The organism is Nocardioides kribbensis (assembly GCF_015070375.1).
In the GTDB taxonomy this organism is placed as follows: Bacteria; Actinomycetota; Actinomycetes; order Propionibacteriales; family Nocardioidaceae; genus Nocardioides; species Nocardioides kribbensis.
In genome coordinates, this window is sequence record NZ_JADCLL010000007.1 from 15,538 (window position 1) to 39,919 (window position 24,382).

Consider the following 24,382-nt stretch of genomic DNA (forward strand, 5'->3'; position numbering starts at 1 on the left):
CGCTGCCGCCCTACGGGCCGCACTGGACACTTCGCCCGGTGAGCCCGAGATTGGCTGCGGCGGGTGCGGTGAGCCGCTCGACCCCGAGCGGGGCCTCTACGCGGGTTCGGCGGCCTACTGCGAACCGTGCTCAGAGCAGGTCTACGGCGACCACACTCGGCCCGGAAAGCCCTCACGCAGTGAGAGCCCGTGCTGCCCGGGTGCGGGGTCAATGGCTCACGTCCGCGGTTGCCGGAACCACCCCGAGGCCGCCTCATGACCGCCCTCGCCAAGATCCTCGCCGGCGGCCTCATCGCAACCCTCGGCGACCCGCTCGTGCGCGTGTGGGAGTGGCTGACCGACGACCCCGCATGCGAGTGGGCGAACCGGACGGCTGGGGGTGATGAGGGGTGAGGCGGCCGAGACTGCTGGACGCTTACTGTTGCGCTGGCGGCGCTTCGGTCGGCTACGAGAGGGCCGGCTTCGATGTCGAAGGCGTCGAGCTCAATCCTCGACCCGACTATCCCTTCAAGCAGTACGAGGGAGACGCGGTCGCCTTCATCCGCGAGCACGGCCACGAGTACGACGTCATCGTCGGCTCGCCGCCCTGCCAGGCCCACACGACGCTGACTAAGGGCAATCGCGGCCGCGGCTGGAGTGATGAGCACGTCGACCTGATCGCCGCCACCAGAGACGCGATGATCGAGGCCGACCGGCCCTACGTCATCGAGAACGTCATGGGCGCCCGGTCGCAGCTCGTGGACCCAATCATGCTCTGCGGGCTGTCATTCGGCCTACGCGTCTTCCGGCACCGGCTGTTCGAGTCGAATGTGCTGCTCACCGCGCCCGAGCACCCGAGCCACAAGGGGCACCGAGTCGCGGGCTGGCGCCACGGAGTCAAGCACGAAGGCGACATGGTCGCGGTCTACGGCGACGGTGGCGGCAAGGGCTCGGTGGCCGATTGGCAGGCCGCGATGGGCATCGACTGGACCGCCGACAAGGTCTGCCTCGCCGAAGCGATCCCGCCGGCCTACACCGAGTGGGTCGGGACGCAGCTGCTCGCCCAGATGCGCGGGGAGGTCGCGGCATGACCGAGCGCATCAAGATCCCCAAGTCGCTGTGGATGTCGGCCAACGACCGGATGCACTGGGCGCAGAAGTCGAAGCGGACCAAGGCTCTGCGTCAGCTCGGGGCCGCGTTCGCCAAGCAGCACGGCATCCGCGACCTCGGCACCACTCACGTCGCCGCCTTCATCGGCTACCCCCGCGGCGGCAAGGCGGACCCCGCCAACGCCGCGCCCACCGTCAAGGCGCTGATTGACGGCTACGTCGATGCCGGCGCATGGCCCGACGACGACAGCACCTACGTCATCGGCCCCACCTACCTGCGAGACGTCACCAGTGGCACGCCCGGCGTCCACACCGTCCGCCTCCACCTCACCGCGCAGGCCCTCCCGTGGGATGCGCTCACCAGTCAGGAGCCACCAGCATGAAGCCCAACGACAGCATCCCGCCGCTCGACGTCCTCGGCCCCGTCATCCCACCAACGCCCCAGCAGCGCGCCACCGTGCTGTCGCTGCTGGCTGGCGAGCCGGACGAGGCTGAGCTGGTCAAGATGATCCTGGGCGGTGCGGCATGAAGATCCTGCCCAGCACCGCTCGAGTGTTCGCCGAGTGGAACGCCCGCCAGGCGCTCGCTCGATCCGCCTACGCCGTACACCTCAACGAGATTGAGGCGCCGAAGCAGAAGCGCACCGGTCCCATGCCGTGCGGCACTCCCGCAGCATGGCGTTGCCACCGTCGTCACGGCGAGCGACCCTGCGTCCCCTGCCAGTCCGCTCAGCGTGAGTACGAGCGTGACCGGACCGCCGCAAGGCGACTGGCTGCGAAGAAGGCGGCGGCATGATCCTCAACGCCCCCTGTGCCGGTGAGTGGCAGCTCTTCGACTCCACCGAGCCCGAGGACCACCTGCTCGCCAAGTCGATCTGCGAGACCTGCCCCTTCCTCGCCGAGTGCCGCGAACTGCGCGGCAGCCTGCGGCTGACCGGCGGAATCATGCCCGAGGGCACCTGGGCCGGCATCGGCCATCAGGTCGACCGCCGCTGGAAATGCGGCACCCGCAACGGCTACGACGGCCACCGCTACCACCGCGAGGAGCCGTGCGAGCCGTGCAATGAGGCCCGTCGCCTGCACAACCTCGCCCGCACCGAGGAGCGCCGTCGAGCGCGCGAGCAGAAGAACGTCGACTACGCCGACCGAAAGATCGGCAACTCCTCGGCCGCGTGATGGCGACGTTCCACAGCTTCTACCAGATCCATGGCGTCGACACGGTCGCCAACCAGACCTCGCCCAACCCCAGAGACCACTAGGACCACACATGCTCCCCACCATCACCATCAACGGCCGCCTCGTCGCGGACCCCGAGCTCCGCTATACGAGCGCCGGCAAGGCGGTCTGCTCCATCCGCATCGCAGCCTCCGAGTCCAAGAAGACCGACACCGGATGGGAGGACGGCGACAAGCTGTTTCTGGGCGCTTCCATCTGGGAAAGCGCAGGTGAGGCGGCTGCTGAGGCGCTGCGCAAGGGCGACAAGGTGCTCGTGACCGGCCGTCTGTTCCAGCGCGAGTACGAGACTTCCGCCGGCGAGAAGCGCACCTCGCTCGAGCTCAAGTTCCCCACCGTCGCCAAGGTCGTCGAGGCGCCCCGAGGTGAGCGGTCCGGCGGTCAGGCGAGTGCTGCGCCGCGGTCGAACAATGACCCGTGGAGCACCTCGCCGGCTGCGGACGAGCCCCCGTTCTGACGCCCGAATGACCCAGTTCTGCGCCTACGAGCCCCCGCTGCTGTCGGGGCGACGGGGCAGCATGTCCGCCAAGGAAGCGACAACAAGTCGGCCCCCGAGCGGAGTTGCAGCTCCGTGTGCTCGAGGGCCTCGCCAGATCGAAAGGAAGCGACCGACTGTGACCAGTTTGCCCTACAGCGACGCGCCACCACCACCATCGCCATCCACCTGCCCAACCTGCGGAGACGTCGCCCTCAGTGACGGCGTCTCGGTAGACCGCGGCATCGCCACCAACCACTGCACCGACCGCCGCGGCCACATCTGGATCGTGCGCTGGATGGTGAGCGCCTGATGGTGTGGTTCAAGGTCGACGACAACCTCTCCTTTCACCACAAGACCGTCGCCGCCGGAAATGCGGCGATGGGCCTGTGGGTCCGCGCCGGATCCTGGTGTGCCCAGAACCTCACCGACGGCTTCGTGCCGGACCACATGCTCGCCCGGATGGGCACTTCATCGCAGGTCTCCAAGCTGGTCGCGGTGGGCCTCTGGGAGCGCAAAGAAGGTGGAATTGAGTTCCATCAGTGGTCCATTCGACAGCCACTTAGGGGCGAAGTGGATGCGGAAAGGGATGCAGCTAGGGCACGAATGAAGTCCATTCGTGCTGCAAAGAAGGGCACAAAAAAGACGGAACCGCAGGTCAGCGACCTGGGTTCGCCCGAAGTTCCGCGAACGGGTCAGAACGCGTTCGGCAACCCCGACCCGACCCGACCCGACCCGTCCCTAGTTCCTAACGGAACTAGCAGCGCGCCGAAGCGCGCCACCCAGCTCCCCGACGACTTCGAGCCCAACCAGCGCAACCGGGAGATCGCCGAGGAGCGGGGACTGAATCTCGACTCCGTCGTCGCGCAGTTTGCCGACCACCACCGCGCCAAGGGCTCGACCATGAAGGACTGGCACCTGGCGCTCAACACGTGGCTGCGTCGGGAGCGTCCGGGGCAGGCCGTGACTCGCCCCCGCCACCTCCAGCACGCCTCGGAGATCGAGACCCCGCCGGACGGCCTGTCCGAGGCCGAGTACAGCGAGTGGATGCGCCGCCAGCGTGAGAGGCGGGGAGCATGAGCAACCTCGCCTCAGCGAAGGATGCGGAGGTCGCTGTCCTGGGCGCTGCAATGTCGGGCTACCGCGACATCGACGACCTGCTCGAGATGCTCGAGCCGTCCGATTTCTACTCCCCGTTCCACGAGGAGGTTTGGGCCGCGATCGGTCGGGTCCACGGCGCCGGCAATCAGCCCGACCCGATCTCGGTGCGACTGGCCCTCGACTCCGCTGCGGTCAAGCACGACCCGATCCGGCTGTTCGACATGGCCCAGCTCGCCCCGGTGATCGCTCAGGCCCCGTACTACGCCCAGCAGGTCATCGCTGCGGCCGGACGCCGTCGTCTCCAGCAGGCTGGGACCGTGATCCACGAGCTCGGCAGCAACGAGTCCAGCGACCTCGAGATCCTGCGCGAGGAGGCTCGTGCCGCAGTCGACGACGCCACCCGCGGTCGAGCCGTGACTGCAGCCCGCACCCTCGCCGAGATCCTGCCCTCAGTGCTCGACGTCGCCGAGAATGGCAGGGCCAAGGCGCTGGAGACCGGGTGGGACGACCTCGACCGCATGATCGGCGGACTCGCTCCCGGGCGGCTCGTCATCGTCGGCGCCCGGCCCGGCGTGGGCAAGTCACTCATGGGCACCAACCTCGCCGTCCACTTCGCCCACCGACACCAGCACGCCGTGCTGTTCGCGTCGCTGGAGATGGATGCCGAGGAAGTGCTCCAGCGGATGCTCGCTCGTCACGCACGGGTCAACCTGACGGCGCTCATGGACGGCAAGACCACCGAGGCTGAGTGGAACCGGATCGCACCTCGCTCGACCGAGCTCAACGAGATGCCGATCCGCGTGCTAGACGCCCCGAATCAGACCGTCACCAGCATCCGACGCGAGGCCCGCAACTTCCAGCGGGTCCGAGATGACCTGGCCCTGATCGTCGTGGACTACCTGCAACTGATGCAGACCAGTGGCCGCGGCACCAACCGATCCGAGCAGCTCGGGGAGATCTCCCGCGGCCTCAAGCTGCTTGCCCGCGAGACCGGCGCCTGTGTCGTGGCGATGGCCCAGGTCAACCGCGAGGGGACGCGTCACGCCGACGGACGACCCCGCATGGCTGACCTGCGCGAGTCGGGCTCAATCGAAGCAGACGCCGACGTGGTGATCCTGCTGCACCAACCGGACGACCAACTCCCCGAACTGGAGGTCATCGTGGATAAGAACCGACACGGACCCAAGGGCATCGCGACCCTCGAGGTCCAAGGCCACTACGCGCACCTGGCCTCTCGCGCCTGGTCCCCGAGCGGGGGTGCGGCATGACCGCAAAGCGCATCGACGAGATCGTGGACGAGTACCTCGATGAAGCCGGCCGGCCCAAGGGTCGCCACGAGCGGATCCGGTTCGGCGAGCGCGCCCCGATCCCCACGGTGGTCAGGCTGAGCGTCTACCTGCGCGACGGCTACAACTGCCGCCGCTGCGGAGTGAACCTTGAGGGTCACTACGGCCAGCTTGAGCTCGACCACATCCTTCCGTGGTCAGCCGGCGGAGGCGACCACTCCAGCAACCTGCGCACCCTCTGCAAGCGCTGCAACCAGGAGCGCAGCAACTGGAACGACGGCGACCACGAGCGCGAGATGGTCCCGACGACCTGGTGGTGCCAGACCTGCTGGTTGGCTCCCGACCTTGAGGACCCCGCCGAGCCGCTCGACGGTCCCGGGCAGAGAAAGCACCGACCCCGCTGGCGAGACGGCACGTACCTCAGCGCCGTGCCCTGGGTCCGCGAGATGGAGACCTTGGCCTACTGCGCCTGGTGCACCGGCTACGGCTACACCGACCGCGCATTCACGGCCTCCCAGCAGCAGGAGTTGATCGCCATGACCACCCCCACCCAGACCGACGAGCGAGGCAGCGATGAGTGAGCACGAGAAGGCATTCCGAGACGCCGGGATCTTGCGCGATTCGGGCTGGTGGACGATCTGCGCTGCGGAGCGGTGCGATTGCTCTGCTTCCTTCGATCTCCTGCATTCGCCCAGCGACGATCCTGCGAGCTGTTGGGTTCCGGTTTGCGCGGGGCATTGGCGAGCGATCTGCCGAGGCGCGCGGCTCGAGTACATCATCGAGGTGCACGGTTTCGTTGGGGGCGACGCATGAGGCTGGCACTGAGCCTCTTCGGGTGCGAGGTCCTCTCAATCGAGACGGGCGTAGACGAGCAGCCGCCTAGCGGAGACTGCATCGCTTCGCCCATGTCGGTCGGATTCACAAACATGCACGGCGGGTTTAGCGAGGAGGACCGATGAGTGACCAGATCCAGCGGCTGCGGGAAGTGGCCGAGGCGGCGACGGAGGGCCCGTGGGAGCACCGGTTCGACGAGTATGGCGACGACTGGCGCCTGGGCGGCAGTGAAGGGCGGCTGATTCACACCGTCGGGCCCCGCGAGTACTCCCACGTCGCGCTTGACAGCGACTACGGACCCGACGCCGAGCACATCGCCACCTTCGACCCGCCCACAGTGCTGGAGCTGCTCGACAGGCTGGAGAGGGCCGAGGCTGCGGTGGAGCGGGTGCGGGTTTGGGTCGAGAAGTGGCGAGACGAGGCGGCCCAGCGCGGTCAGGGCGATTCCCTGTTCACCTCGGGCGTTGTGGGCATCCTTGACCACGCAATGGACGGGAGCGAGCGATGAGCGAGTGCCGATGCTTGTTCTGCAACGGCGAGGTCACCAACGGACTCGCACTCTGCCCCACCTGCCAGCAGACCGCGACGGTCGCGCTGGTGAACGTTGCCGCCTTCCACGCCGACGTGCTGCGCATCAAGCCCGGCGAACGCGTCAAGGTCCGCGGCGCCTACCAGTCGACTCCCCCGCCGGCACTTGAGTCCAGCGCCGACAGGATCAGCGAGGCCGCCGACTGGGTCAGCTCCATCGTGTTCGGCTGGGTGCGCAACCTGGAGGATGACCGACCAGGGATCGACCCAGCCCCGCTCGACACCGGCAAGCGCTGCGCCTGGCTGGAGCGGCACCTGTCGTCCATCGCCACGCTGGAGTGGGCGGGCGAGATGCTGACCGAGATGCTCGACTGCGAGCGTCGCCTCCAGCGGATCCTCGACCGCTCCGACACAGGCTGGTACGCCGGAGTCTGCGGCAATGAGCTCGGGCGGCAGGTCATGGACGACGGCGAGGTTGACGCGGTCTACTGTCCGCGCGGCCTCTACGGATCGCAGGGCACCAAGTGGGTCCGCTGCCCCGAGTGCGGCCGAACCTGGGACGCCGGTCAGCGCCGTGACGTGATGATCGCCGAGGCGCGCGAGGAGGTTGCTCCGGTGCGCGTGATCGCTCGAATCGCGGTCGGCCTGATCGACGGCGAGATGTCTGAGGAGCGGCTGACCAAGCGCATCGAGCGGTGGATCGACCGTGAGAAGCTGCTCGACGTCGGGGTGCGCGTGCTCGACGGCAGACCGCGCCGGGTCTACAAGCTCGGGGAGGTGTTCGACCTGCTCCAGCCGAAGCAGGCGACAGACGAGCCCGCGGCCTGATACTCTTGTGGTAGTTGGACGTCTAACAGTCGTCCCCTGAACGCCTCGCCCGCTGGTCGGACGGGGCGTTTGCCATGTCTCGGGTCAGCCTGACGGAGTGGGCCCGCGGGTACGTGAACTCCGGACCCCCCGCCCGCCGCATCGACTTGGCCGCTGTTGGTGCGGCGGGATCTGGGGGCAGCGATGAGCGCCGACGACCTCGAGGCCCGCTGCCGACGCGCGATGGCCGTGCTGCCCAAGGCTCGCGGCTGGGACTCGCGGCGTGACCGCGACGACGAGCTGACGATGATCGACCTGCTGCTCGACGAGTACAACGAACTTGCCCGGCCCTCAGACACAACCAACGCCTGACGGCCCCGAGCTGAGCGAGCCGGGCGGATACCTTAGCCGACGAGTGAGCGGGAGGCGTCATGGCTGACGTAGCAGCCGGCCGAGTCGGCAAGCACGCGCAGACCCTCGTCGCCAACACCGTCCTGAGCGTCACCTTCAATGACGACCTGGACTCAGTCGAGATCGCCCACGATGGAACCGCCGACCTCTACCTCACCGTGGACGGCAGCACTCCGGTCGTGGGTGGTGACGGCTCGTGGTGCATCCCTGCTGGCTTCGGTGCCGACACGTTCTACCCGCCCACGGCAGACGGCACGGTGGTCAAGGTCATCAGCGCCGGCACGCCCAAGGTGTGGATCCAGCGAGGTCACTGATGCCGCTGCGACCGCTGGGATCCGTTGACCTGTCCGGCCTGACCGCCAAGCTCCAGGCTGCGCAGGACAAGGCCGACCGCGCGATGACCAAGGCCAACGCTGCTGCTGATGCGGCTGCTACTGCCGCGCAGACCGGGAGCACCGCTCACCAGATCGCTGTCGATGCGGACAGCAAGGCCGTCACGCTCGAGCAGGTGGCTGCCACGTTGAGCGCTGCCATCCCGGCGAGCGAGGCCAAGCATGCCGAGATGGATGCAGCCACCGCTGCACTCAAGGCCAGGCTGGATGCACAGGGCTTCGCTACTGGCGAGGCTGGCACGCCCACCATCGCGCTGGCTGCGAGCGTGGACGTGACCGTCACGCTGTCTCGCCCGATGCCGAACGCTGGCTACCGAGTCGACGTGCTGCGTGGTGCTGCACTCATCGGGCGCACCGACGTCACGGTCAAGACCAAGACCACTGCGCAGGTCGTGCTCACCATCAAGGCCACGCTGATCGTGAGCACTGGCTCGAGCGTGGCTGTGGTTGCGACGTCGTGACGATGCGGGTGTGTGCTGAGCCTGGCTGTCCCGTGCTTGGCGACAAGACGCGGTGCGCTGAGCATCGACGTGAGCGTGAGCAGGCGCGAGGTAACGCTGCTGCTCGTGGGTACGGCGCTGACCACCGTCGCCTGCGTGCCGGCTACCAGCGGCGCATGGATGCTGGCGAGCGGTTCACTTGCTGGCGCTGCGCCGCCGAGGGGCGGCCACACGAGGTTGATCCCCGCGCGTGGCATCTTGGCCACGACGACCACGACCGCAGCATCTACCGCGGGCCTGAGTGTGCGACCGGGAACCTCTCCGCAGCGGGTCGTATCTCACCACGCGGGTAAGACCCAGGGGGTGGGGGCGGGACGAGGCCCTCAAGGTCGCCGCTGGGGAGGCCAACTTTCCTGTGTACGGGTTCGCGAGGCCCCACTATGTCACCACGCGCATATCGAGGGAGGTGCGACATGCCCGGTCCGGCACCCAAGAGTGACGACGCGCGCCGGCGTCGCAATGCCCCGATGGCCAACACCGTCAAGCTGCCCAGCGAAGGCCGCGACGGCGAGACTCCCTTGTGGCCGCTGAGCACCAGCGAGCCCCCGACCTGGGCCGAGCTCTGGACAACCCCGCAGGCCGTCGCCTGGGAGCGACTTGGCTGGACCCGCGTGGTTGCCCGTTACGCCGAGGTCGTCCGCATGTGCGAGAACCCCGAGGCCATGTCGGTCGGCTTCCTCGCCGAGGCTCGTCAGCTCGAGGACCGACTGGGCCTGACTCCGATGGCGATGCTTCGCCTGCGCTGGGAGGTCGCCAGCGACGAGGTTGCCGAGCAGCGCGTCACCAAGGCGCCCAAGACCACGGCGCGCGGCCGGTTGAAGGTGGCAGACAATGCCGTGGCGGGCTCCTGAGTACGACGGCGAGTTTCCGACCCTCGGGTGGGACGTTGGCGAGTGGATCGAGGCCAACTGCGTCATCCCCGACCGTGAGCACGGGGGCGAGCCGTACAAGCTCACCGACGAGATGTGGGTCTTCCTGGCCCACCACTACCGGCTGAACCTCGACGCCCGGATCGGTCAGCTCTCCACCGCCTTCACTTACCGCCGCTCGATCCTGGTCCGCCCGCAGAAGTGGGGCAAGGGCCCGCTCACTGCGGCCATCATCTGCGCCGAGGCGCTGGGCCCCACGATCTTCGACGGCTGGTCAGCCGAGGGTGAGCCCATCGGCCGCCCGCAGGCCACCCCGCGTATCCAGATCGCCGCGACCACCGACGACCAGACCGACAACGTCTACAAGCACTTGCTGCCCATGATCCAGCGCGGCCCCCTTGCCGACGAGATCCCGGACGCCGGCGTCACCCGGATCAACCTGCCCAATGGCGGGTGGATTGAGCCGGTCACCAGCAAGGCCACCTCTCGCCTCGGACAGCCGATCACGCTAGCCATCCAGGACGAGACCGGCCTGTGGCTCAAGACCAACGGCGGCCACTCGCTGGCCAAGACTCAGCGTCGCGGCCTGGCCGGCATGTCCGGTCGCTCGATCGAGACCACGAACGCGTGGAACCCCGCCGAGCTCTCGGTGGCGCAGATGGGGTTCGAGTCCAAGGTCAGCGACATCTACAAGGACTACCGCCAGTCGCCGGCCCGCCTGTCGTACAAGAACAAGGCGGACCGTCGCAGGATCCACAAGATCGTCTACGGCGACTCCTGGTGGGTCGACCTCGACGCCATCGAGGCCGAGGCTGCCGAGATCATGGAGACCGACCCCGGCGACGCCGAACGCTTCTTCGGCAACCGCGTCGTCGCAGGCTCGGACGCCTGGCTGCCCACGGGCCTCTGGGAGGGCGCATATGCCGGACATGCCCTGGCTGCCCAACCCGCCTGACGGCACCGAGATCTGCCTGGGCTTCGACGGCAGCGACGTGGACGACTGGTCTGCCATCCGCGCCGAGACCTTCGAGGGCTTCCAGTTCACCCCGCGCATCCAGGGTGGGAAGCCAGCTATCTGGAACCCGGCATCCCACCACGACCACCGCATCCCCCGCAGCGAAGTCCACGCGGCCGTCGACGAGATCTTCGACCGCTTCACCGTCCTGCGCTTCTACTACGACCCGCCCCTGTGGACCAGCGAGGGCGAGGCGTGGCAGGTCAAGTACGGCGACAAGATCGTGCTGCCGTGGGAGACCTACCGCACCACCGCGATGCACGCAGCCCTCGAGCGTTTCGTCATCGACCTCAAGACGGGCCTGTTGACCCACGACGGCTGTCCCGACACCGCCACCCACATCGCAGCCGCCGTCAAGGTCGGCCGCGGCGGGCGAGACCAGTACGGCATCGCCAAGGCGTCACGGCTCCAGAAGATCGACGCCGGCGTGACCAGCGTCGTCACCCACGAAGCCGCCTGCGACGCACGCACGGCCGGCTGGGGGCAGCAGACCGGACCGACGTACTTCCGCCTACCGCGATAACCCGAAGGAGGGAAACGTGGCGCTCACTCCCTCCGAGCTGGAACTGATCGACTCGCTCAAGCGGGACCTAGATGCCCGGTCCCTCGATGACGAGTTGCTGCTGCGCTACTACCGCGGCCGTCAGCGCGTCGAGCAGCTCGGGATGGCGATCCCGCCCGCAATGCGCCGCTTCCTCGTCGTCACCAACTGGTGCCGCACGGTCGTCGACACCATTAACGACCGCCAGCAAGTCCGGTCCCTAATCCTCCCGGGCCAGGAGACCGCCGACCCGCAGCTGCGCGCCATCTGGGACTCCAACAACCTCTCCGCGCACGTCGCCATGTTCAACCGCGACCGCATGATCTACGGCCGCGGCTTCATGTCGGTCGGCGCCAACGAGGACAACAGCGAGCTCCCCCTGGTGCGCGTGGAATCTCCGCGCGAGATGGTCGCTCGCGTCGACTACCGCCGCGAGATCGTGACGGCCGCCGCACGGTTCTACGGCACTGCGGACAATGGCTACGGGCCGACCAACGTCACCCTCTACCTGCCGAACGTCACCGTCTGGGTCGAGCGCTCCCAGGGTGACGGCCGCTGGTACGAGGTCGACCGCGATCCTCACAACCTCGGCGTCGTCCCCGTCGTCATGCACCTCAACCGCCGCATGTCCGGCGGCTGGGTCGGAGAGTCGCAGTTCACCGACGTCATCCCGCTGGTCGACGCCGCTGCGCGCTCGCTGACGAACCTCCAGTTCGCCCAAGAGGCCCACGGCGTGCCGCGCATGTGGATGGCCGGCGTCAAGAAGGAGGACTTCCTCGACGCCGACGGCAAGCCTGTCCCCCAGTTCGAGGCCTACTTCGACGCCATCCACACCATCACCGACGCCGCCGGCAAGGTCGGCCAGCTCACCGCCGCGGACCTCAAGAACTTCGAGACCGCACTCAACATCTACGGCGTCCAGGCATCCATTGAGACCGGCTTCCCCGCCCGCTACTTCGGGCTCCTCGCCGCCAACCCGCCCACCGAAGGATCCATCCGCGCCGACGAGGCCCGCCTGGTGCGCTCAGTGGAGTCTCAGAACGTCGAGGTCGGCACCACCCTCGGATGGGTCGGCGCACTCGCCTACCGCTTCGCCACCGGCCGCGTCGTCGAGGGAAACCAGGTCCGGACCGACTGGTTCGACCCTGCGACCCCCACCGTCTCCCAGCGCGAGGACGCTCTGGCCAAGCGTCACGCGGAGGGCGTCCTGTCCCGCGAGGGCTACTGGGACGAACTGGGATGGTCCGAGGCTCGCAAGGCCAAGGAGCGCGCCTACTTCGAGGCCGAAGCGCTCGACCCCGTCACTCGAGCAGTCATGGATGGCCTGAGCAACGATGCCGCCAACGCTGCGGTCGGCGCGTAAGCACTACCGCCTTTCCGCCCTCATCGCGCGGCGGGCGGTACGTGAGGCCAAGAAGGCCCGCAGCGGCGGCACAGCGGCCGTCGTGGGAGTCGTGGCAGCCCACCAGATCACCCAGGCCCAAGCCTCCCAGGTCGCGGTCGAGGAAATGCTTGCCGAGCAAGAGATCGACTCCATCGCCGAGGCCCTGCTGAACATCGCAGCCTTCGCCACCGAGCCGTCGACCCTGACGCAGATGATCGAGGCCACCGACACTGACTTCGAGTTCGAGCGCCTGGTCGAATCCATCGTCCAAGAGGCCGCGCGAGCCGCCGAAAGCGTGTCAATCGCGGTCCGCCCGGACATCTACCACGTCCGCTACGTCAACCCGCCCTGCTGCGCCCGCTGCGCCATTCTCGCGGGCCGCGTCTACCGCTGGTCGACCGGCTTTGAGCGACACCCCGGCTGCGACTGCTCGATGATCCCCACGACCATCGCCAGCCCCTACGCCCAGAACCCCGACCAGCTCGTCGCCGACGGCCAGGTGCGCGGCCTCTCCAAGGCCGACATGAAAGCGCTCGCAGACGGCGCCGATCTCGGCCAAGTCGTCAACATCCGCCGCCGAGCCGCCGGCCTCAACGAGTCCGGCCGAGCACTGGCCCGCGGCGGGCGGCCCACCCCGGCAGGCATTTACCGCCTGGCTAGCGACCGCGCGCAGGCCATCGAGCTCCTGCGCCGCTACGGCTACATCACCACCTGATCTTCCTGACGACGCGAGGTCGCCAGGTCAACTCCGCGATGGAGGATGCATGTCCGAGAACACCCCCGAGTCCACCAACGAGCCTGACGTCGCACAGACGCAGGGCGACCCTGCCGGCGACGACCAGCAGCTCGGCGAGAGCGGCGTCAAGGCGCTCAAGGCCGAGCGGGAGGCCCGATCGGCTGCCGAGAAGTCGGCCGCCGCGCTCCAGAAGCAGCTCGACGAGATCGCCGCTGCCAACCTCAGCGACCTTGAGCGCGCCCAGAAGGCCGCCCAGGACGCAGAGGCCGCCGCAGCCGCAGCCACCGCCGAGGCACTGCGCCTCCGAGTGGCCGCCAAGCACGGGATCAGCGACGAGGACGCCGACCTGTTCCTCACCGGCGCCGACCTCGAGACCGTCGAGCGACAGGCCAAGGCGCTCGCAGCTCGGACATCGACCGGCCCCAAGCCCGACCTCAGTCAGGGCTCGCGGGGCACCACCTCCTCCGGAAACCCGGAGCAGGACTTCGCCAACTTCCTGGGCGCTCAGATGAGCACTCGGGGCTGACCTGACTTAGGAGTCAGACACATGGCTACCAGCCTCTCCTCCATCAACAACACCCTCCTCCCGCCGACCATCACCGGCCCCATCTTCGACCAGGCCATCGAGTCCTCGGCCGTCATGTCGCTGGCCCGCCGTGTGCCGCTGTCGGTCAACGCCCAGACCGCCATCCCCGTCTCCATGGACATCCCCGCCGCCGGCTGGGTCTCCGAGGGCGGACAGAAGCCCGTCGGCTCCGGCGCCATGAGCGTCAAGACCATGGTCGGCAAGAAGGTCGCGCTGCTCGTTCCGGTCTCCCAGGAGATCGCCATGACCAACGCCGCCGGCCTCTACGCCCAGCTGCGCCAGGACCTCCCCACCGCCATCGCCCGCGCCTTCGACTATGCCGCCATCCACGGCCTCGACCTGCGCACCGGCGGAGCCGGCCCCTTCTCGGACTACCTCAAGAAGGGCGCCTCGGCCGTCGAGCTCGGCACCGCCTCCCAGGGCACCGGCGGCATGTTCGCCGACCTCGTCCAGGGCGAGAAGCTCGTCACCGACGCCGGCTACGACTTCTCCGGCTTCGCCGCCGACCCCCGCCTCAAGCCCACCCTCAAGCTGACGACCGACACCCAGGGCCGCCCGCTGTGGGTCGACTCCCCCACCGACGGCAGCATCGCCGGCAACCTCATCGGCTACCCCGCCGCCTACAACCGGGGCGTCTCGGGCACCTACCGCCGCAACGGCAACGGTGTCCAGGCCGTCACCATCACCGGCACCCCCACCGGCGGCACCTTCACCCTCACCTACGGCGGCGCCACCACCGCTCCGCTGGCCTACAACGCCGCCTCCTCCACCGTGCAGAGCGCCCTCCGCGCCCTGCCCGGCCTCTCGACGGCCACCGTCTCCGGCTCGGCCGGCGGCCCCTACACCGTCACCCTCGGAGCCGTCGGCGTCGCCACCGGCCCCATCACCGCCAACGGCTCCGGCCTCACCGGCGGCACCAACCCCGCCGTGATCGTCGGCGCCACCCCCTCGCGCGACACCAAGCTCCGCGCGATCGGCGGCGACTGGTCGCAGGCCGCCTACGGCGTCGGCATGGACATCTCCATCAAGGTCTCCGACTCCGCGTCCTACGTCGACGAGGCCGGCGTCACCCACTCGGCCTTCCAGGAGAACCTCGTCCTCCTGCTGGTCGAGGCCTACTACGGCTTCGTCAAGAGCGACGCCGCGGGCGCCTGGGTCGCATACACCGACGCCAACTGACCCACGAGCAAGTAAGGAGGTGGGGCGGTCATGGCCGTCGCGACCTACGAAGACGTGGCCGTAGCCATCGGCCGCCCCATCTCCGACACCACCGAGCAGGCCCAGGTCACCTACTGGCTCGACGCAGTAGAACTCCAGATCAAGGCCCGCCTCGGCGACGTGGCTGACCTCGACCAAGACGTGCTCAAGTACGTCGAGGTCGAGGCAGTCGCGACCAAGATGCAGAACCCGAACGGCTACCAGTCCGAGACCATCGACGACTACACCTACCGCTTCGGCACCGAGACCCGCCGCGTCACCATCCTCGACGAGTGGTGGCAGCTGCTCGACCCCGACAGCAGCGCCCCCTCGGCATCCATCCGCCCAGGCTTCGAGCCCGACCGCGTTGGATGGGCAGCCGCCGTCCCGCCCTACTTCGACCCCGAGTGGGACCGCCTCCGGTGAGCGTCGACAGCGTCACCACCGCCGGCCGCCGCGCAGCCGAGTCCCGCATGACAAGCCGCGTCGAGATCCGCCGCAAGACCGGCCGCACCACCCAGGACGAGACCACCGGCTACGAGGTCCCCGTCTGGGACACGATCCACACCGACCTCCCCGCCCGCTTTCCCCCTGAGCGCGGCGGGGCAGGCAAGTCCCGCACCGTCGACATCGGCGGCGCTGAGGTGACCCTGGCCCTGCGCGAGATGCACGTCCCCTGGGCCACCGAGAACCTCGCCACGGGTGACTACGCCCTCGTCACCGCCGGACGCTCCACAGGGGCTGTGTGGCGGCTCGTGGAGGCATCTGCGCCGGCGGATCAATCGACCGCGTACCGGGTCAATGTGACCAAAGAGGACCGACCGAGGGAGTGGACATGACGACTGGCGGGCGAAGCGAGCGCGTTCACCTCGCGCTCGGTGACGGCTCCTCCGGTCGGATGCGCGCCGCCGCTCAGGCTGTCCGCGAGTGGCACCTGCGCGACGAGCTCGACCGCGCCACCTGGGAGCCGCACGACTGGGGCGACGACTGATGCGCGTCAGGGCCAGCACGACCATTGGCGATGTCATCCCGATCATGGCCCGCGACGTCGGCGCCACCCCGGTCCAGGCCGCTGCGGTCGTCAAGCGCAATGTCGACCAAGGGCTCTCCGCGGCCCAGCGCATCGCCCGAGCCGCATCCGGTCCCCACGGCGCGCTCTTCTACAAGCGCTACACCTCCGAGATGACCGGCGCGACGACCGGCGAGTGGGGTCCCGAGGGTCCCGTTGCTGGCGTCGCGGTCGGCGGTGGGTGGCGCAACGGCCCGCCGAACACTGATATCCCCAAGTCGGGCGACCTCCAGGCGGTCAAGTTCTTCAAGGACGCCGCTGACCTCGCAGACAGCCGCCTCTGGTGAGCGCGCTTTTCGACTCCCGCCCGATCGTCACCGCGGTCAAGGCGGCACTGACTGTCACCCTCGGCGCCGACCGAGTCTTCGAGTACGGCGACGTCCCCGGCGCGGACAACAACCCCGGCTCGCTGCCCAGGATCTTCGCCCTGCCGTCGATCGAGCGCCGATTCAACCCGGCCCTCCGATTCAGCGCCGAGACCGACGTCGTCGCCTGGCGCCTGTCGGTCCGCGTCGTGGGCTCCACGGTCGACGAGGCTCGCTGGGCCCTCTTCAAGGTCGCCGCGGCGCTCAACGAGCAGTCACTCCCCGTCGCCGAGACCTTCACGACCCCCATGCAGTTCGAGTCGGACCAAGCCCCCGAGTCGGACGACGGTCGCTACTCCGCTGTAGCGACGTACACCTTCGCCACCTAGCCCGTAAGGGAGCTTCGCCATGCCCGAGTACGTCCGCGTCAAGGACAAGTCCACCGGCCACCACTACAGCGTCATCGCGTCGGCCTTCGACGACTCGGCGATGACCAAGCTCAAGCAGGACGCGGTCGACGTGGCCGGCAACCCCCTGCCCCCGGAGTTCAACACCCCTAGCGGCCAGTCGGCCGACCCCAAGAAGGAGAACAGCAATGGCTGAGCCGCTTCGTCCCAACTCTGTCGGAACTTTCGGCAAGACCAACTGGATCTTCGTGACCACGCTCGCGAACAAGTCCGCCCCCAGCGTTGCGGAGGTGAATGCCACCAGCGGCCTCGACATCTCACGCATCATTTTCGCCTCCAGCGGCAAGCCCTCGCAGTCCACGAACCGCGTCACCAATGAGCGACGCCTGGGCGACACGAAGGTCTACGAGCGCATCGGCGTCAGCAACGTGACCGGCGGGACCATGACCTATGCCTTCGATCCGCAGGCAGCTTCGGGTTCTGATGGCAAGAAGTGGTTTGAGAAGATCCCCGAGGGGGCCTCTGGCTTCCTCATCGAGCGCAAGGGCATCGCCCGCGCCACCGCCCCTGCCGCCGGCCAGTTCGTGAACGTCTACCCGGTCGAGTTCGGCCCCTCGTTCCCGACCGATTCTGGCGCGGAAGAGTCGGCCGAGTCCGCGATGACCGTGGAGTTCTCGATTCCCAACGAGGTCGCGATCAACGTCGCCATCGCGGCCTGACCCTGACCGCCGCGAGCGGGAGGGTTCGACAGCCTCCCGCTCGCGGCTCCAGCCGCACCCTCTGTCGACCTGTCGAGAGGAACCCATGAGCAAGCACAGCCTCCCCTTCTACCACGACGACGATCTCGAGACGCTGTCCGATCTTCGGCGGCGCATCGCCATTGCCGAGCGGCACCACGAGGTCGCTCAGGAGGCCGAGGCGCACGCGAGCCCGCGGATGGGTGACGACCTGCCCACCACCGCGACCAGTGCCGCGGTTGAAGAGGCCCGCGACACCTACAAGGCGTTCGTCGACGAAGCCGCCGAGCGCGCCGAGGTCTGGACCGTGGAGACCATCGGCCACCGCGACTTCCGCAACCTCCTTCGTGACCACCCACCCCGCAAGGTCAAGGGCGACGACGGCAAGGAAGTCGTGGAGGAGGAGGACTCCCCGTGGGGCGTCAACGTCGAGACGCTGCCCTACGCGCTCCTCCTGTTCTCTGATCCCGAGGACCCCGAGGTGCGCACCGTCGTGGCGCCGGAGTTCGAGTCCGAGGCGGCCCTTCGTCGTCGGCTCAACCGGATGTCTGAGGGCGAGTTCGCGTCGCTCTGGGTGCTTGCCTTCGAGGCCAACCGCGGGGTGATCGCGGACCCAAAACGAGGGACCTTCTATCTCGCCGCCAAGAGTTCCGACGCGACCTAGAACTAGCCGCCCGCCTGGGGATGACAACGGACCAGTGGTACGACCTGCCCCAAGGTGAGCGCGAGTTCTGGATTGCCGACTGGGAGCTCGATCGGGCCGCCTGCGCCCAGTGCGGCGGCGATCCTGAGACCTGCGGAGACTCGACCCAGTCATGGTTCCCGCAGCGTTCGATCTGCTTCCCGACGATGGAGCGCGCGGCTGCCCATGCGCGCTACCAGGCTCTCCACGAAGAACTTCCGTTTCACGATGGAACCTTCGCCAACTGGGCCGAGGAGCGGTCTGCGCTCTTTCCCTACCGCTTCGATGAGGGCGTCAACGTCTGGGTCGCTCCGGTCGACATGACGCCGGGCGACAAGTTCTTGACCGACGCTTACGCGCCTCCGTCAGCCGAACAGCAGTAGCGCCCAGGCCAACGCGCTCACGAACGACAGCCCGAACATCGTCAGCCCCATGACCGGCCGGCGATTGGCGAGCACGAGGCCGATCACAGTCGCGGCAATGGGCAGTAGGAATAGGCCGATCCACCCCGCGGCGATGAGCCCCTCCTGCGACGACTCAGCCTTCGGCGCGTCAAGTGGTGCGTACTGGTCCGTCCATCGAGTCCCGTCCCAGTAGCGGCGGGTGTTCGGGTTGCTGCTCGGCACATACCAGCCGGGGGCCGCCTTCTCGCTCACCAACCCAGGGTAAAGCCGATCGGCTGGCCCGTCACGACTTCTGGAGGTGGCCGCTATCGCTACTCGCGTCGAGAAGGTCGTGCTGGACCTAGAAGACCGCTACTCGCAGAAGCTCGTGCGAGCCATTGCGGCCACCAAGGCCATGGAGAACGCCGTCAAGGGGCTCGACGGCACGCAGGTCGACACGCAGTCGTCGACCGAGGGACTTGGCGACGAGACCGAGGATCTCGGCAAGTCGCAGCGTAAGACGACCAAGACCACCAAAGAGTTCACCCTTGAGATGGCGCTTGCCGAGGAGCGCTCGGCGCGACTCCGGAAGGAGTTGCGCGACCAGGCTCGGGCGCAGGTCGACTTGGCGAACGGCATTGACCGGACGAAGAAGTCGACAAAGGCCTACACGCTTGAGATGGCCCTCTACGAGGAGATGGCAAGCCGCTCCAAGGCGGCGCTTCGTGACCAGGCCAAGACTCAACTGGATCTGGCTGATGGGATCCGTGAGGTCGAGACCGAGGCTCGGTCTACTGGGCCGGAGATTGACCGCCTTTCCGGCCGGCTCAAGGTGCTTGCCGACACGGCCGCGATCCTGGGCCCCGGCCTCATCCCGATCGGCGCTGTCGGCGTCCCCGCGATCGCCGGACTGGCCTCTCAGCTTGGCGCCGCTGCCATCGCTGGCGGGTCGGCGATCGTCGCCTTCCAGGGCGTCGGGGACGCGGTCAAGGCCATGCAGGAGTACGACCTCGAGCCGACCGCCGCGAACCTCCAGAAGATGCAGGCCGCGATGGCTGGCATCGGCCCCGAGGCGCAGGAGTTCGTCCGGTCGTTCCAGGACTTCCGCCCCGTGCTCGACGACATCCGCGACGCTGCGGCACGCGGATGGTTCCCCGGCCTGACGGAGTCGCTCGACGACTTCGCTCGCCTGGCTCCCCGAGTTGAGGCGCTCTTCGAGGCCGTGGGTCGCGCTGGCGGTCAGGCCGTAGCCGACGGCGCCGAGTCGCTGGCCTCTGGTCGGTGGCGCGAGTTCTTCAAGTTCCTCGAGGTCGAGGCGCCGATCGCGGTCACCAGCCTGTCCCGCATCGTCGGCGACCTGGCGCACGGACTCGCTGAGATGTGGATGTCGTTCCAGCCCGGCAACAACGACTTCACCCAGTGGCTCGAGGGCGTGGCCGACGGGTTCGACCGCTGGGCCTCTTCCGCCGAGGGCCGCGACGACATCGCCGGCTTCCTCGACTACGTCCGCGAGACCGGGCCCGCCGTGTCTGACGCGTTCGTCTCGATCGTCAACGCCGTCACGCAGATCGTGCAGGCCGCCGCCCCCTTGGGTGGCCCCGTACTCAAGGGCATCTCGGCCTTCGCGGACGCGCTCGCCGCGGTTGCCGACTCCGACCTCGGCACCCCCCTCTTCGTCGCAGTGGGTGCCATGTCCGCCCTGTCGCGCGCTACCGACATCTGGGGCGCCGCCAGCCGGACCAGCGTCGGCCAGTTCGTCACTGGGCAGAAGACCGTCCAGAGCAGCATCGCGGCCACGCAGGCTCGCCTGGCGGGTCTGGGCAAGGACTCCACGGTCGCGGGCATCGGCAAGGCGTCCGCAGTCATCGCCGGCCTCACCCTGGCCTCGTCCGGGGCCGCCGACTCCATCGGCCTGACCAACACCATGTCGGGCGCCTTGATCGGGACGATGGCTGGCCCGTGGGGCGCTGCCATCGGCGGCAGCATCGGCCTCGTCCGCGACCTCGCCAAGTCGAATGACGACCTGACCGCCGCCATCGACGCCGCCGACCGAGCCATGCGCAGCGGCACCGTCCCTGAGATGCGGGCGCGCTACAAGGATCTGTCGACCCAGCTCGCCGAGACCAAGAACAACGTCAACGACTTCAAGGACTTGTTCCGCCTCAGCGACAGCGACGGCGAGTCGTACCTGGCGAACCTCGGCGGCGCCTTTCAGGGGCTCGGCTCAATCATCTCCAACGAGTCCGAGCGCGGCACGCAAAAGCTCGACGAGCTCAAGTTCTCGATGGAGAACACGGGCGGACTGTCCGACATCTTCGCCCAGGGGCTCCACTCGTCTGCCGGCGCGCTGGATGATGCCGCCTCCTCTGCGGCCGACTTCTCCCGCGAGGTGCAGCGCCTCAACGAGGTGCTGACCGGGCGCTCCAACTGGCGCGACTTCAAGGCGTCCATCGACGACGCCTCGGCCGCGCTCAAGGAGAACGGCCGGACCCTCAACAACAACACCGCCGCCGGACGTGCGAACAACGAGGCGCTCGACAACATCGCGGCCACCGCGCTCCGCGTGGCCGACACCCTCAAGGGCGCGGATCGTGGCAACTTCCTCGCCCGCGCCCGACAGAACTTCGTCGATGCGGCGATGGACATGGGCAAGACGCGAGCGGCCGCCGAGCGCCTTGCTGACCGCCTTGGCCTCATCGACAAGGTGAAGATCAAGCCCAAGGTCGACCTCGACACCAAGCAGGCCGAGAACAAGGGTCGCAACCTGTTCGACCTGATGGACGAGCTCGGTCGCAAGAACCCTCGCCCCAAGGCCGACCTCAACACCAACCCGTTCGAGTCCCTCTACCGCGGCGTCAAGAACGACCTGGACGGCCTCGATCGTCAGACGGCGGTTCCGACGGTCAAGGCCAACACCGGGAACGCACTCTCCTCCATCCAGGGCGTCTTCCGAGCCCTGACCGACCTCGATGGCAACACTGCGACGACCTACATCAACACGGTCAAGACCACGACCCTGCGGACCACCACGGGTCGCGCCGACATCCCGCTTCCCGGCGCCCTTACGAGTGCGACGGGCGGCCACATCCAGGGACCTGGCACCGGTACGTCGGATTCCATCCCCGCGTGGCTGTCCAACGGCGAGTTTGTCATCCAGGCCAAGTCGGTCGAGCATTACGGCGCAGACTTCTTCCACGGCCTCAACGCGCGGAAGTATGCCGAGGGCGGCAGGGTCGAGCGCACGCCCAGCAGTCGCTTCACTGCTGCCGACACCTACGCGCGGACTTCATCGTCCGCCCGCCTCGCAGCCGACGCAGACTTCGCCGGCCGCAAGATGCGCGAGTTCGGCCAGGGCGTGGAGCGCGGCGAGAAGGGTCTCAAGGCTGAGCTGGTCGCGCGTCAGAAGCTGCTCGAGAAGGCGCTCGCTCGTGAGGAGAAAGAGCAGGCTGCCAGCAAGGAGAAGTTGGACGCAATCCGGCAGGAATCGCAGTCGCTGCGGGATTCGGTGGCGTCGCGCTTCCGTCCTGACCTCTTCCCTGGGGCTACTAGCAACATCACGCTCGACCGCCCCGAGGGCTACGACCAGTGGTCAATTCAGCAGCAGCAGTCCTACGCGATGCTCGAGGCGTCCCTGAATCGTGCGGCCAGCCCGCTCGACATCCTTCGCCAGAACATCAAGGCGGGCGAGCTTGAGCAGCAGCAGACTGCCCGCCTTGACGAGATCCTCGGCAACCGCGCGCTGGAGTACCTCTCGTCTACCGGGAACATCGGCGCTGCCTCGCAGATGTCGGAGGCGGAGTTGCGGCAGTTCAATCGCCTCTACAACAGGAGCGAGCGAGTTGCCGACGAGACGGGCGCGCTGGCTGCATCGGCCGTCTTTGGTCGTGAGCTGCGCCTGGCCCGCAAGGACTACCAGGAGCAGACCGCGGAGGTGCGCGAGGTGAAGCAGCAGCAGCGCGAGACCAACCGGCGTCTGGCTCAGTTGGAGAAGGCGATGGAGCGGGCTGCTGACAAGGCTGCGGAGAAGGTCAAGGACGGCGTCAACAAGAACGCGTCGGCTGGCGCACGAAAGGGGCGCCCGTGAGCGACTACAGCCTCATCCTGGGCGACCTGGACCTGTCTCCGAAGTCTCAGGGCTCCGGTGACTACGAGTACAGCGTCTACGCCTTCCAGCGCAGTCGTCCCGAGCCGCGCATCAACATCGTGTCGTCGCTGCTGGCTGACGGTGCGATCGAAACCAAGACGGGCTACGAGAACCGCACGATCACCTTCCTGATCGGCATCTCGGCGCCCAACTCGGATGCGCTGGCTCGGGGTGAGCAGGAAGTGTTCCGCGAGATCCAGAAGGGCGAGAACACGCTCTACTGGACCCCGAACGACGGCGTCGGCGCGACCACGGTGTTCGACGTGCAGTGGGGCGACATCGAGTTCGCCGAGCCCGACGACTGGGACCTCGACGAGATGCGCGGCGATCGGTACTACACGGTCACGTTGCGGTGTACGGCGTTCGGTCACTCGGCACTGCTTCAGACCTTCACTGCCAGCGCCGTGGTCAACCCGGCCCGCACGGTCGTCAGTGATGGCAGCAGCGTTTCGGGCTGGACTTTCAACCCATCGACGACGGCGTTGGCGCCTTCGACGGACTCGGGTCGCACGGCGCTCAAGGTGACAGGCCTGGCGTGGACCGTTGGCACTCCGAACCGATCCGAGTCGGGGGCCGTGTCGCCGTCAGTGGGTCCCGTGCCGTCGGTGTCGATCGATTATCGCCGCCGCTCGCTCAACGACACGGTGTCGTTCTACATCGTCACCCCGACCGGCGACCGGCTGCGGACTCCGGCGCTGACTCAGGTCTCAACCGAGGGCTTCACGCGCTACCACTTCAACACTGCCGACATCACCACCGCCTTCCGGCTACGGCTCTATGTCGAGCACGCCGACGCCGGCACGCCGCCGATCGTGTACTACGTCGATGAGTTCGCCACCCAGGCTGCGGTGCCGGCCCTGGCCACGCGGACGTCGCTGCGTTCGGTCGACATCGAGGGCAGTGTTCGCACGCCGGGGACGCTGACGATCTCCCACGCCTCGACCGCGCTGAGTGACGTGCTGGCCCTGTCATGCCCTGACCTGGCGCGCGGCTACATCCCCGACCTGCGTCGGTTCCGCACCTCGGGCGGTTCGATCTCGTCAGACTCGGCTGCGATCTCGGGATCCAGCGAGCCGCTGTCCGGCACGCCCTTCACCGCCCGCGTGCCCTACGCGATGTACGAGCCCGGCCTCTACACGGTCGTCGCGCGCATCAGGACCACGGGCGTCGGGACAGCCACCGTCACCGCGAAGGATGGCTCACTGGCGCCAGCCTCAAGCACGGCGACGTGCATCCTGCCGAACACCTCCAGCATCTACCAGTGGGTCACGGTCGGGCGCATCCATCTGCCGCCGCGCAACTACGGACCGATGAACGCCGGACAGTTCGACATCTCGCTCACCGGCTCGACCAGCGCGACGGTCGATGACGTATGGGTGATCCCGGTCAAGGACTCGGCGCTAACCCTCACCTCGACAGCCCTGACCAACCGGCGCCTGACGCTGGCCTCGCCGTCGCTGGACTATCCCGGCGGCGCGTCGTGGGTCGGGGATGCTGCGGACGGGTCGGATGCATTCGCGGCGATGCGGCTGCTGTCCTCGGATCAGCGGCGGTGGTTCTACCCGGCGCAGACGCTGATCTACGTCGCCGCATCGGGCCCTACCACGCCGGTCGACATCACCGGCTCCTACATGGCCAGCTACCACACGAACGCGGTGAAGTAATGGCGGAAG

At 68.0% G+C, this 24,382-nt stretch carries 33 protein-coding genes; 32 read left to right on the forward strand and 1 reads right to left on the reverse strand.

The features are described from left to right. Positions 1 to 255 precede the first annotated feature (255 nt). The 30 genes from IR170_RS14950 to IR170_RS15095 all read left to right on the forward strand — a co-directional run bounded on the left by IR170_RS14950 (position 256) and on the right by IR170_RS15095 (position 18,565). Positions 256 to 393 (forward strand): hypothetical protein, encoded by a 138-nt coding sequence (locus IR170_RS14950; RefSeq protein WP_193665343.1) that lies wholly within the window; start codon positions 256 to 258, stop codon positions 391 to 393. After that, positions 390 to 1,070: a DNA cytosine methyltransferase gene (locus IR170_RS14955; RefSeq protein ID WP_193665345.1), complete on the forward strand. Its 681-nt coding sequence runs from the start codon at positions 390 to 392 to the stop codon at positions 1,068 to 1,070. Before IR170_RS14950 ends, IR170_RS14955 begins: the two co-directional genes overlap by 4 nt. Beyond that, positions 1,067 to 1,471 carry a hypothetical protein gene (locus tag IR170_RS14960; RefSeq protein WP_193665347.1) on the forward strand — a complete coding sequence of 135 codons (405 nt, stop codon included), beginning with the start codon at positions 1,067 to 1,069 and terminating at the stop codon, positions 1,469 to 1,471. The genes IR170_RS14955 and IR170_RS14960 overlap by 4 nt, the downstream gene beginning before the upstream one ends. Further along, positions 1,468 to 1,617 (forward strand): hypothetical protein, encoded by a 150-nt coding sequence (locus IR170_RS14965; protein ID WP_193665349.1) that lies wholly within the window; start codon positions 1,468 to 1,470, stop codon positions 1,615 to 1,617. The genes IR170_RS14960 and IR170_RS14965 overlap by 4 nt, the downstream gene beginning before the upstream one ends. A gap of 262 nt (positions 1,618 to 1,879) precedes the next feature. Then, on the forward strand, positions 1,880 to 2,263 hold the full coding sequence (locus IR170_RS14970; protein WP_193665351.1) for a hypothetical protein: 384 nt from the start codon (positions 1,880 to 1,882) through the stop codon (positions 2,261 to 2,263). A gap of 91 nt (positions 2,264 to 2,354) precedes the next feature. Beyond that, the gene (ssb, locus tag IR170_RS14975) at positions 2,355 to 2,777 is read left to right on the forward strand and encodes a single-stranded DNA-binding protein (protein WP_193665353.1); all 423 of its coding nucleotides are present in this window, start codon (positions 2,355 to 2,357) and stop codon (positions 2,775 to 2,777) included. A gap of 330 nt (positions 2,778 to 3,107) precedes the next feature. After that, positions 3,108 to 3,875, forward strand: coding sequence for a hypothetical protein (locus tag IR170_RS14980; protein WP_193665355.1), 768 nt, complete (start codon positions 3,108 to 3,110; stop codon positions 3,873 to 3,875). Continuing rightward, positions 3,872 to 5,164, forward strand: a complete 1,293-nt coding sequence (locus IR170_RS14985; RefSeq protein WP_193665358.1) for a replicative DNA helicase — start codon at positions 3,872 to 3,874, stop codon at positions 5,162 to 5,164. The genes IR170_RS14980 and IR170_RS14985 overlap by 4 nt, the downstream gene beginning before the upstream one ends. After that, positions 5,161 to 5,763: an HNH endonuclease gene (locus IR170_RS14990; protein ID WP_193665360.1), complete on the forward strand. Its 603-nt coding sequence runs from the start codon at positions 5,161 to 5,163 to the stop codon at positions 5,761 to 5,763. The genes IR170_RS14985 and IR170_RS14990 overlap by 4 nt, the downstream gene beginning before the upstream one ends. Positions 5,764 to 6,137: 374 nt before the next feature. Continuing rightward, a complete protein-coding gene (locus IR170_RS14995) occupies positions 6,138 to 6,524 on the forward strand; it encodes an ead/Ea22-like family protein (protein WP_193665363.1) in 387 nt (128 codons plus the stop codon). After that, positions 6,521 to 7,372: a hypothetical protein gene (locus IR170_RS15000; RefSeq protein WP_193665365.1), complete on the forward strand. Its 852-nt coding sequence runs from the start codon at positions 6,521 to 6,523 to the stop codon at positions 7,370 to 7,372. Before IR170_RS14995 ends, IR170_RS15000 begins: the two co-directional genes overlap by 4 nt. A 183-nt stretch (positions 7,373 to 7,555) precedes the next feature. Further along, positions 7,556 to 7,723 (forward strand): hypothetical protein, encoded by a 168-nt coding sequence (locus tag IR170_RS15005; RefSeq protein ID WP_193665367.1) that lies wholly within the window; start codon positions 7,556 to 7,558, stop codon positions 7,721 to 7,723. 59 nt (positions 7,724 to 7,782) lie between these two features. Then, positions 7,783 to 8,076 carry a hypothetical protein gene (locus tag IR170_RS15010; protein WP_193665369.1) on the forward strand — a complete coding sequence of 98 codons (294 nt, stop codon included), beginning with the start codon at positions 7,783 to 7,785 and terminating at the stop codon, positions 8,074 to 8,076. Further along, positions 8,076 to 8,615: a hypothetical protein gene (locus tag IR170_RS15015; protein ID WP_193665370.1), complete on the forward strand. Its 540-nt coding sequence runs from the start codon at positions 8,076 to 8,078 to the stop codon at positions 8,613 to 8,615. Before IR170_RS15010 ends, IR170_RS15015 begins: the two co-directional genes overlap by 1 nt. A gap of 452 nt (positions 8,616 to 9,067) precedes the next feature. Continuing rightward, a complete protein-coding gene (locus tag IR170_RS15020; protein WP_454557341.1) occupies positions 9,068 to 9,505 on the forward strand; it encodes a phage terminase small subunit in 438 nt (145 codons plus the stop codon). Then, positions 9,486 to 10,478 carry a terminase gene (locus IR170_RS19615; RefSeq protein ID WP_227489392.1) on the forward strand — a complete coding sequence of 331 codons (993 nt, stop codon included), beginning with the start codon at positions 9,486 to 9,488 and terminating at the stop codon, positions 10,476 to 10,478. The genes IR170_RS15020 and IR170_RS19615 overlap by 20 nt, the downstream gene beginning before the upstream one ends. Further along, on the forward strand, positions 10,444 to 11,061 hold the full coding sequence (locus tag IR170_RS19620; RefSeq protein WP_227489393.1) for a terminase: 618 nt from the start codon (positions 10,444 to 10,446) through the stop codon (positions 11,059 to 11,061). Before IR170_RS19615 ends, IR170_RS19620 begins: the two co-directional genes overlap by 35 nt. Before the next feature lie 16 nt (positions 11,062 to 11,077). Then, on the forward strand, positions 11,078 to 12,442 hold the full coding sequence (locus tag IR170_RS15030) for a phage portal protein (RefSeq protein WP_193665374.1): 1,365 nt from the start codon (positions 11,078 to 11,080) through the stop codon (positions 12,440 to 12,442). Beyond that, positions 12,414 to 13,178, forward strand: a complete 765-nt coding sequence (locus tag IR170_RS15035; RefSeq protein WP_193665377.1) for a hypothetical protein — start codon at positions 12,414 to 12,416, stop codon at positions 13,176 to 13,178. Before IR170_RS15030 ends, IR170_RS15035 begins: the two co-directional genes overlap by 29 nt. A gap of 49 nt (positions 13,179 to 13,227) precedes the next feature. Beyond that, positions 13,228 to 13,725, forward strand: a complete 498-nt coding sequence (locus IR170_RS15040; RefSeq protein WP_193665379.1) for a hypothetical protein — start codon at positions 13,228 to 13,230, stop codon at positions 13,723 to 13,725. A gap of 21 nt (positions 13,726 to 13,746) precedes the next feature. Continuing rightward, a complete protein-coding gene (locus IR170_RS20035; protein ID WP_264674837.1) occupies positions 13,747 to 14,964 on the forward strand; it encodes a phage major capsid protein in 1,218 nt (405 codons plus the stop codon). Positions 14,965 to 14,994: 30 nt separating this feature from the next. Beyond that, positions 14,995 to 15,408, forward strand: coding sequence for a hypothetical protein (locus tag IR170_RS15055; RefSeq protein WP_193665381.1), 414 nt, complete (start codon positions 14,995 to 14,997; stop codon positions 15,406 to 15,408). After that, positions 15,405 to 15,821: a DUF6093 family protein gene (locus tag IR170_RS15060; protein WP_193665384.1), complete on the forward strand. Its 417-nt coding sequence runs from the start codon at positions 15,405 to 15,407 to the stop codon at positions 15,819 to 15,821. The genes IR170_RS15055 and IR170_RS15060 overlap by 4 nt, the downstream gene beginning before the upstream one ends. Further along, entirely contained in the window at positions 15,818 to 15,973 is a 156-nt protein-coding gene (locus tag IR170_RS15065) for a hypothetical protein (RefSeq protein WP_193665387.1), read from the forward strand. Before IR170_RS15060 ends, IR170_RS15065 begins: the two co-directional genes overlap by 4 nt. A 44-nt stretch (positions 15,974 to 16,017) precedes the next feature. Further along, on the forward strand, positions 16,018 to 16,338 hold the full coding sequence (locus IR170_RS15070; RefSeq protein WP_193665389.1) for a hypothetical protein: 321 nt from the start codon (positions 16,018 to 16,020) through the stop codon (positions 16,336 to 16,338). Next, complete coding sequence (locus IR170_RS15075; protein WP_193665391.1) at positions 16,335 to 16,745, forward strand: hypothetical protein; 411 nt, start codon at positions 16,335 to 16,337, stop codon at positions 16,743 to 16,745. Before IR170_RS15070 ends, IR170_RS15075 begins: the two co-directional genes overlap by 4 nt. Before the next feature lie 19 nt (positions 16,746 to 16,764). Beyond that, positions 16,765 to 16,959 carry a hypothetical protein gene (locus IR170_RS15080; protein ID WP_193665393.1) on the forward strand — a complete coding sequence of 65 codons (195 nt, stop codon included), beginning with the start codon at positions 16,765 to 16,767 and terminating at the stop codon, positions 16,957 to 16,959. After that, positions 16,952 to 17,482 (forward strand): phage tail tube protein, encoded by a 531-nt coding sequence (locus IR170_RS15085; protein ID WP_193665395.1) that lies wholly within the window; start codon positions 16,952 to 16,954, stop codon positions 17,480 to 17,482. Before IR170_RS15080 ends, IR170_RS15085 begins: the two co-directional genes overlap by 8 nt. 85 nt (positions 17,483 to 17,567) lie before the next feature. Then, positions 17,568 to 18,164 carry a hypothetical protein gene (locus tag IR170_RS15090; protein ID WP_193665397.1) on the forward strand — a complete coding sequence of 199 codons (597 nt, stop codon included), beginning with the start codon at positions 17,568 to 17,570 and terminating at the stop codon, positions 18,162 to 18,164. Between the two features lie 20 nt (positions 18,165 to 18,184). After that, positions 18,185 to 18,565, forward strand: coding sequence for a hypothetical protein (locus IR170_RS15095; RefSeq protein WP_193665399.1), 381 nt, complete (start codon positions 18,185 to 18,187; stop codon positions 18,563 to 18,565). Here IR170_RS15095 and IR170_RS15100 read toward each other — a convergent pair. Beyond that, positions 18,548 to 18,838 (reverse strand): DUF2510 domain-containing protein, encoded by a 291-nt coding sequence (locus IR170_RS15100; protein WP_193665401.1) that lies wholly within the window; start codon positions 18,836 to 18,838, stop codon positions 18,548 to 18,550. The genes IR170_RS15095 and IR170_RS15100 overlap by 18 nt on opposite strands. A 46-nt stretch (positions 18,839 to 18,884) precedes the next feature. On the opposite strand from IR170_RS15100, the gene IR170_RS15105 reads away from it, so the two are divergent. Then, on the forward strand, positions 18,885 to 22,649 hold the full coding sequence (locus tag IR170_RS15105; RefSeq protein ID WP_193665403.1) for a hypothetical protein: 3,765 nt from the start codon (positions 18,885 to 18,887) through the stop codon (positions 22,647 to 22,649). Then, the gene (locus IR170_RS15110) at positions 22,646 to 24,373 is read left to right on the forward strand and encodes a hypothetical protein (protein WP_193665405.1); all 1,728 of its coding nucleotides are present in this window, start codon (positions 22,646 to 22,648) and stop codon (positions 24,371 to 24,373) included. Before IR170_RS15105 ends, IR170_RS15110 begins: the two co-directional genes overlap by 4 nt. Positions 24,374 to 24,382 lie beyond the last annotated feature (9 nt).

What these genes read in the sequence shown, in the direction of transcription:
- IR170_RS14950 (WP_193665343.1), top strand. Translation starts at nt 256, where the DNA reads ATGACCGCCCTCGCCAAGATCCTCGCCGGCGGCCTCATCGCAACCCTC.
- IR170_RS14960 (WP_193665347.1), top strand. Translation starts at nt 1,067, where the DNA reads ATGACCGAGCGCATCAAGATCCCCAAGTCGCTGTGGATGTCGGCCAAC.
- IR170_RS14965 (WP_193665349.1), top strand. Translation starts at nt 1,468, where the DNA reads ATGAAGCCCAACGACAGCATCCCGCCGCTCGACGTCCTCGGCCCCGTC.
- IR170_RS14970 (WP_193665351.1), top strand. Translation starts at nt 1,880, where the DNA reads ATGATCCTCAACGCCCCCTGTGCCGGTGAGTGGCAGCTCTTCGACTCC.
- ssb (WP_193665353.1), top strand. Translation starts at nt 2,355, where the DNA reads ATGCTCCCCACCATCACCATCAACGGCCGCCTCGTCGCGGACCCCGAG.
- IR170_RS14980 (WP_193665355.1), top strand. Translation starts at nt 3,108, where the DNA reads ATGGTGTGGTTCAAGGTCGACGACAACCTCTCCTTTCACCACAAGACC.
- IR170_RS14985 (WP_193665358.1), top strand. Translation starts at nt 3,872, where the DNA reads ATGAGCAACCTCGCCTCAGCGAAGGATGCGGAGGTCGCTGTCCTGGGC.
- IR170_RS14990 (WP_193665360.1), top strand. Translation starts at nt 5,161, where the DNA reads ATGACCGCAAAGCGCATCGACGAGATCGTGGACGAGTACCTCGATGAA.
- IR170_RS14995 (WP_193665363.1), top strand. Translation starts at nt 6,138, where the DNA reads ATGAGTGACCAGATCCAGCGGCTGCGGGAAGTGGCCGAGGCGGCGACG.
- IR170_RS15000 (WP_193665365.1), top strand. Translation starts at nt 6,521, where the DNA reads ATGAGCGAGTGCCGATGCTTGTTCTGCAACGGCGAGGTCACCAACGGA.
- IR170_RS15005 (WP_193665367.1), top strand. Translation starts at nt 7,556, where the DNA reads ATGAGCGCCGACGACCTCGAGGCCCGCTGCCGACGCGCGATGGCCGTG.
- IR170_RS15010 (WP_193665369.1), top strand. Translation starts at nt 7,783, where the DNA reads ATGGCTGACGTAGCAGCCGGCCGAGTCGGCAAGCACGCGCAGACCCTC.
- IR170_RS15015 (WP_193665370.1), top strand. Translation starts at nt 8,076, where the DNA reads ATGCCGCTGCGACCGCTGGGATCCGTTGACCTGTCCGGCCTGACCGCC.
- IR170_RS15020 (WP_454557341.1), top strand. Translation starts at nt 9,068, where the DNA reads ATGCCCGGTCCGGCACCCAAGAGTGACGACGCGCGCCGGCGTCGCAAT.
- IR170_RS19615 (WP_227489392.1), top strand. Translation starts at nt 9,486, where the DNA reads ATGCCGTGGCGGGCTCCTGAGTACGACGGCGAGTTTCCGACCCTCGGG.
- IR170_RS19620 (WP_227489393.1), top strand. Translation starts at nt 10,444, where the DNA reads ATGCCGGACATGCCCTGGCTGCCCAACCCGCCTGACGGCACCGAGATC.
- IR170_RS15035 (WP_193665377.1), top strand. Translation starts at nt 12,414, where the DNA reads ATGCCGCCAACGCTGCGGTCGGCGCGTAAGCACTACCGCCTTTCCGCC.
- IR170_RS15040 (WP_193665379.1), top strand. Translation starts at nt 13,228, where the DNA reads ATGTCCGAGAACACCCCCGAGTCCACCAACGAGCCTGACGTCGCACAG.
- IR170_RS20035 (WP_264674837.1), top strand. Translation starts at nt 13,747, where the DNA reads ATGGCTACCAGCCTCTCCTCCATCAACAACACCCTCCTCCCGCCGACC.
- IR170_RS15055 (WP_193665381.1), top strand. Translation starts at nt 14,995, where the DNA reads ATGGCCGTCGCGACCTACGAAGACGTGGCCGTAGCCATCGGCCGCCCC.
- IR170_RS15065 (WP_193665387.1), top strand. Translation starts at nt 15,818, where the DNA reads ATGACGACTGGCGGGCGAAGCGAGCGCGTTCACCTCGCGCTCGGTGAC.
- IR170_RS15070 (WP_193665389.1), top strand. Translation starts at nt 16,018, where the DNA reads ATGGCCCGCGACGTCGGCGCCACCCCGGTCCAGGCCGCTGCGGTCGTC.
- IR170_RS15080 (WP_193665393.1), top strand. Translation starts at nt 16,765, where the DNA reads ATGCCCGAGTACGTCCGCGTCAAGGACAAGTCCACCGGCCACCACTAC.
- IR170_RS15085 (WP_193665395.1), top strand. Translation starts at nt 16,952, where the DNA reads ATGGCTGAGCCGCTTCGTCCCAACTCTGTCGGAACTTTCGGCAAGACC.
- IR170_RS15090 (WP_193665397.1), top strand. Translation starts at nt 17,568, where the DNA reads ATGAGCAAGCACAGCCTCCCCTTCTACCACGACGACGATCTCGAGACG.
- IR170_RS15095 (WP_193665399.1), top strand. Translation starts at nt 18,185, where the DNA reads ATGACAACGGACCAGTGGTACGACCTGCCCCAAGGTGAGCGCGAGTTC.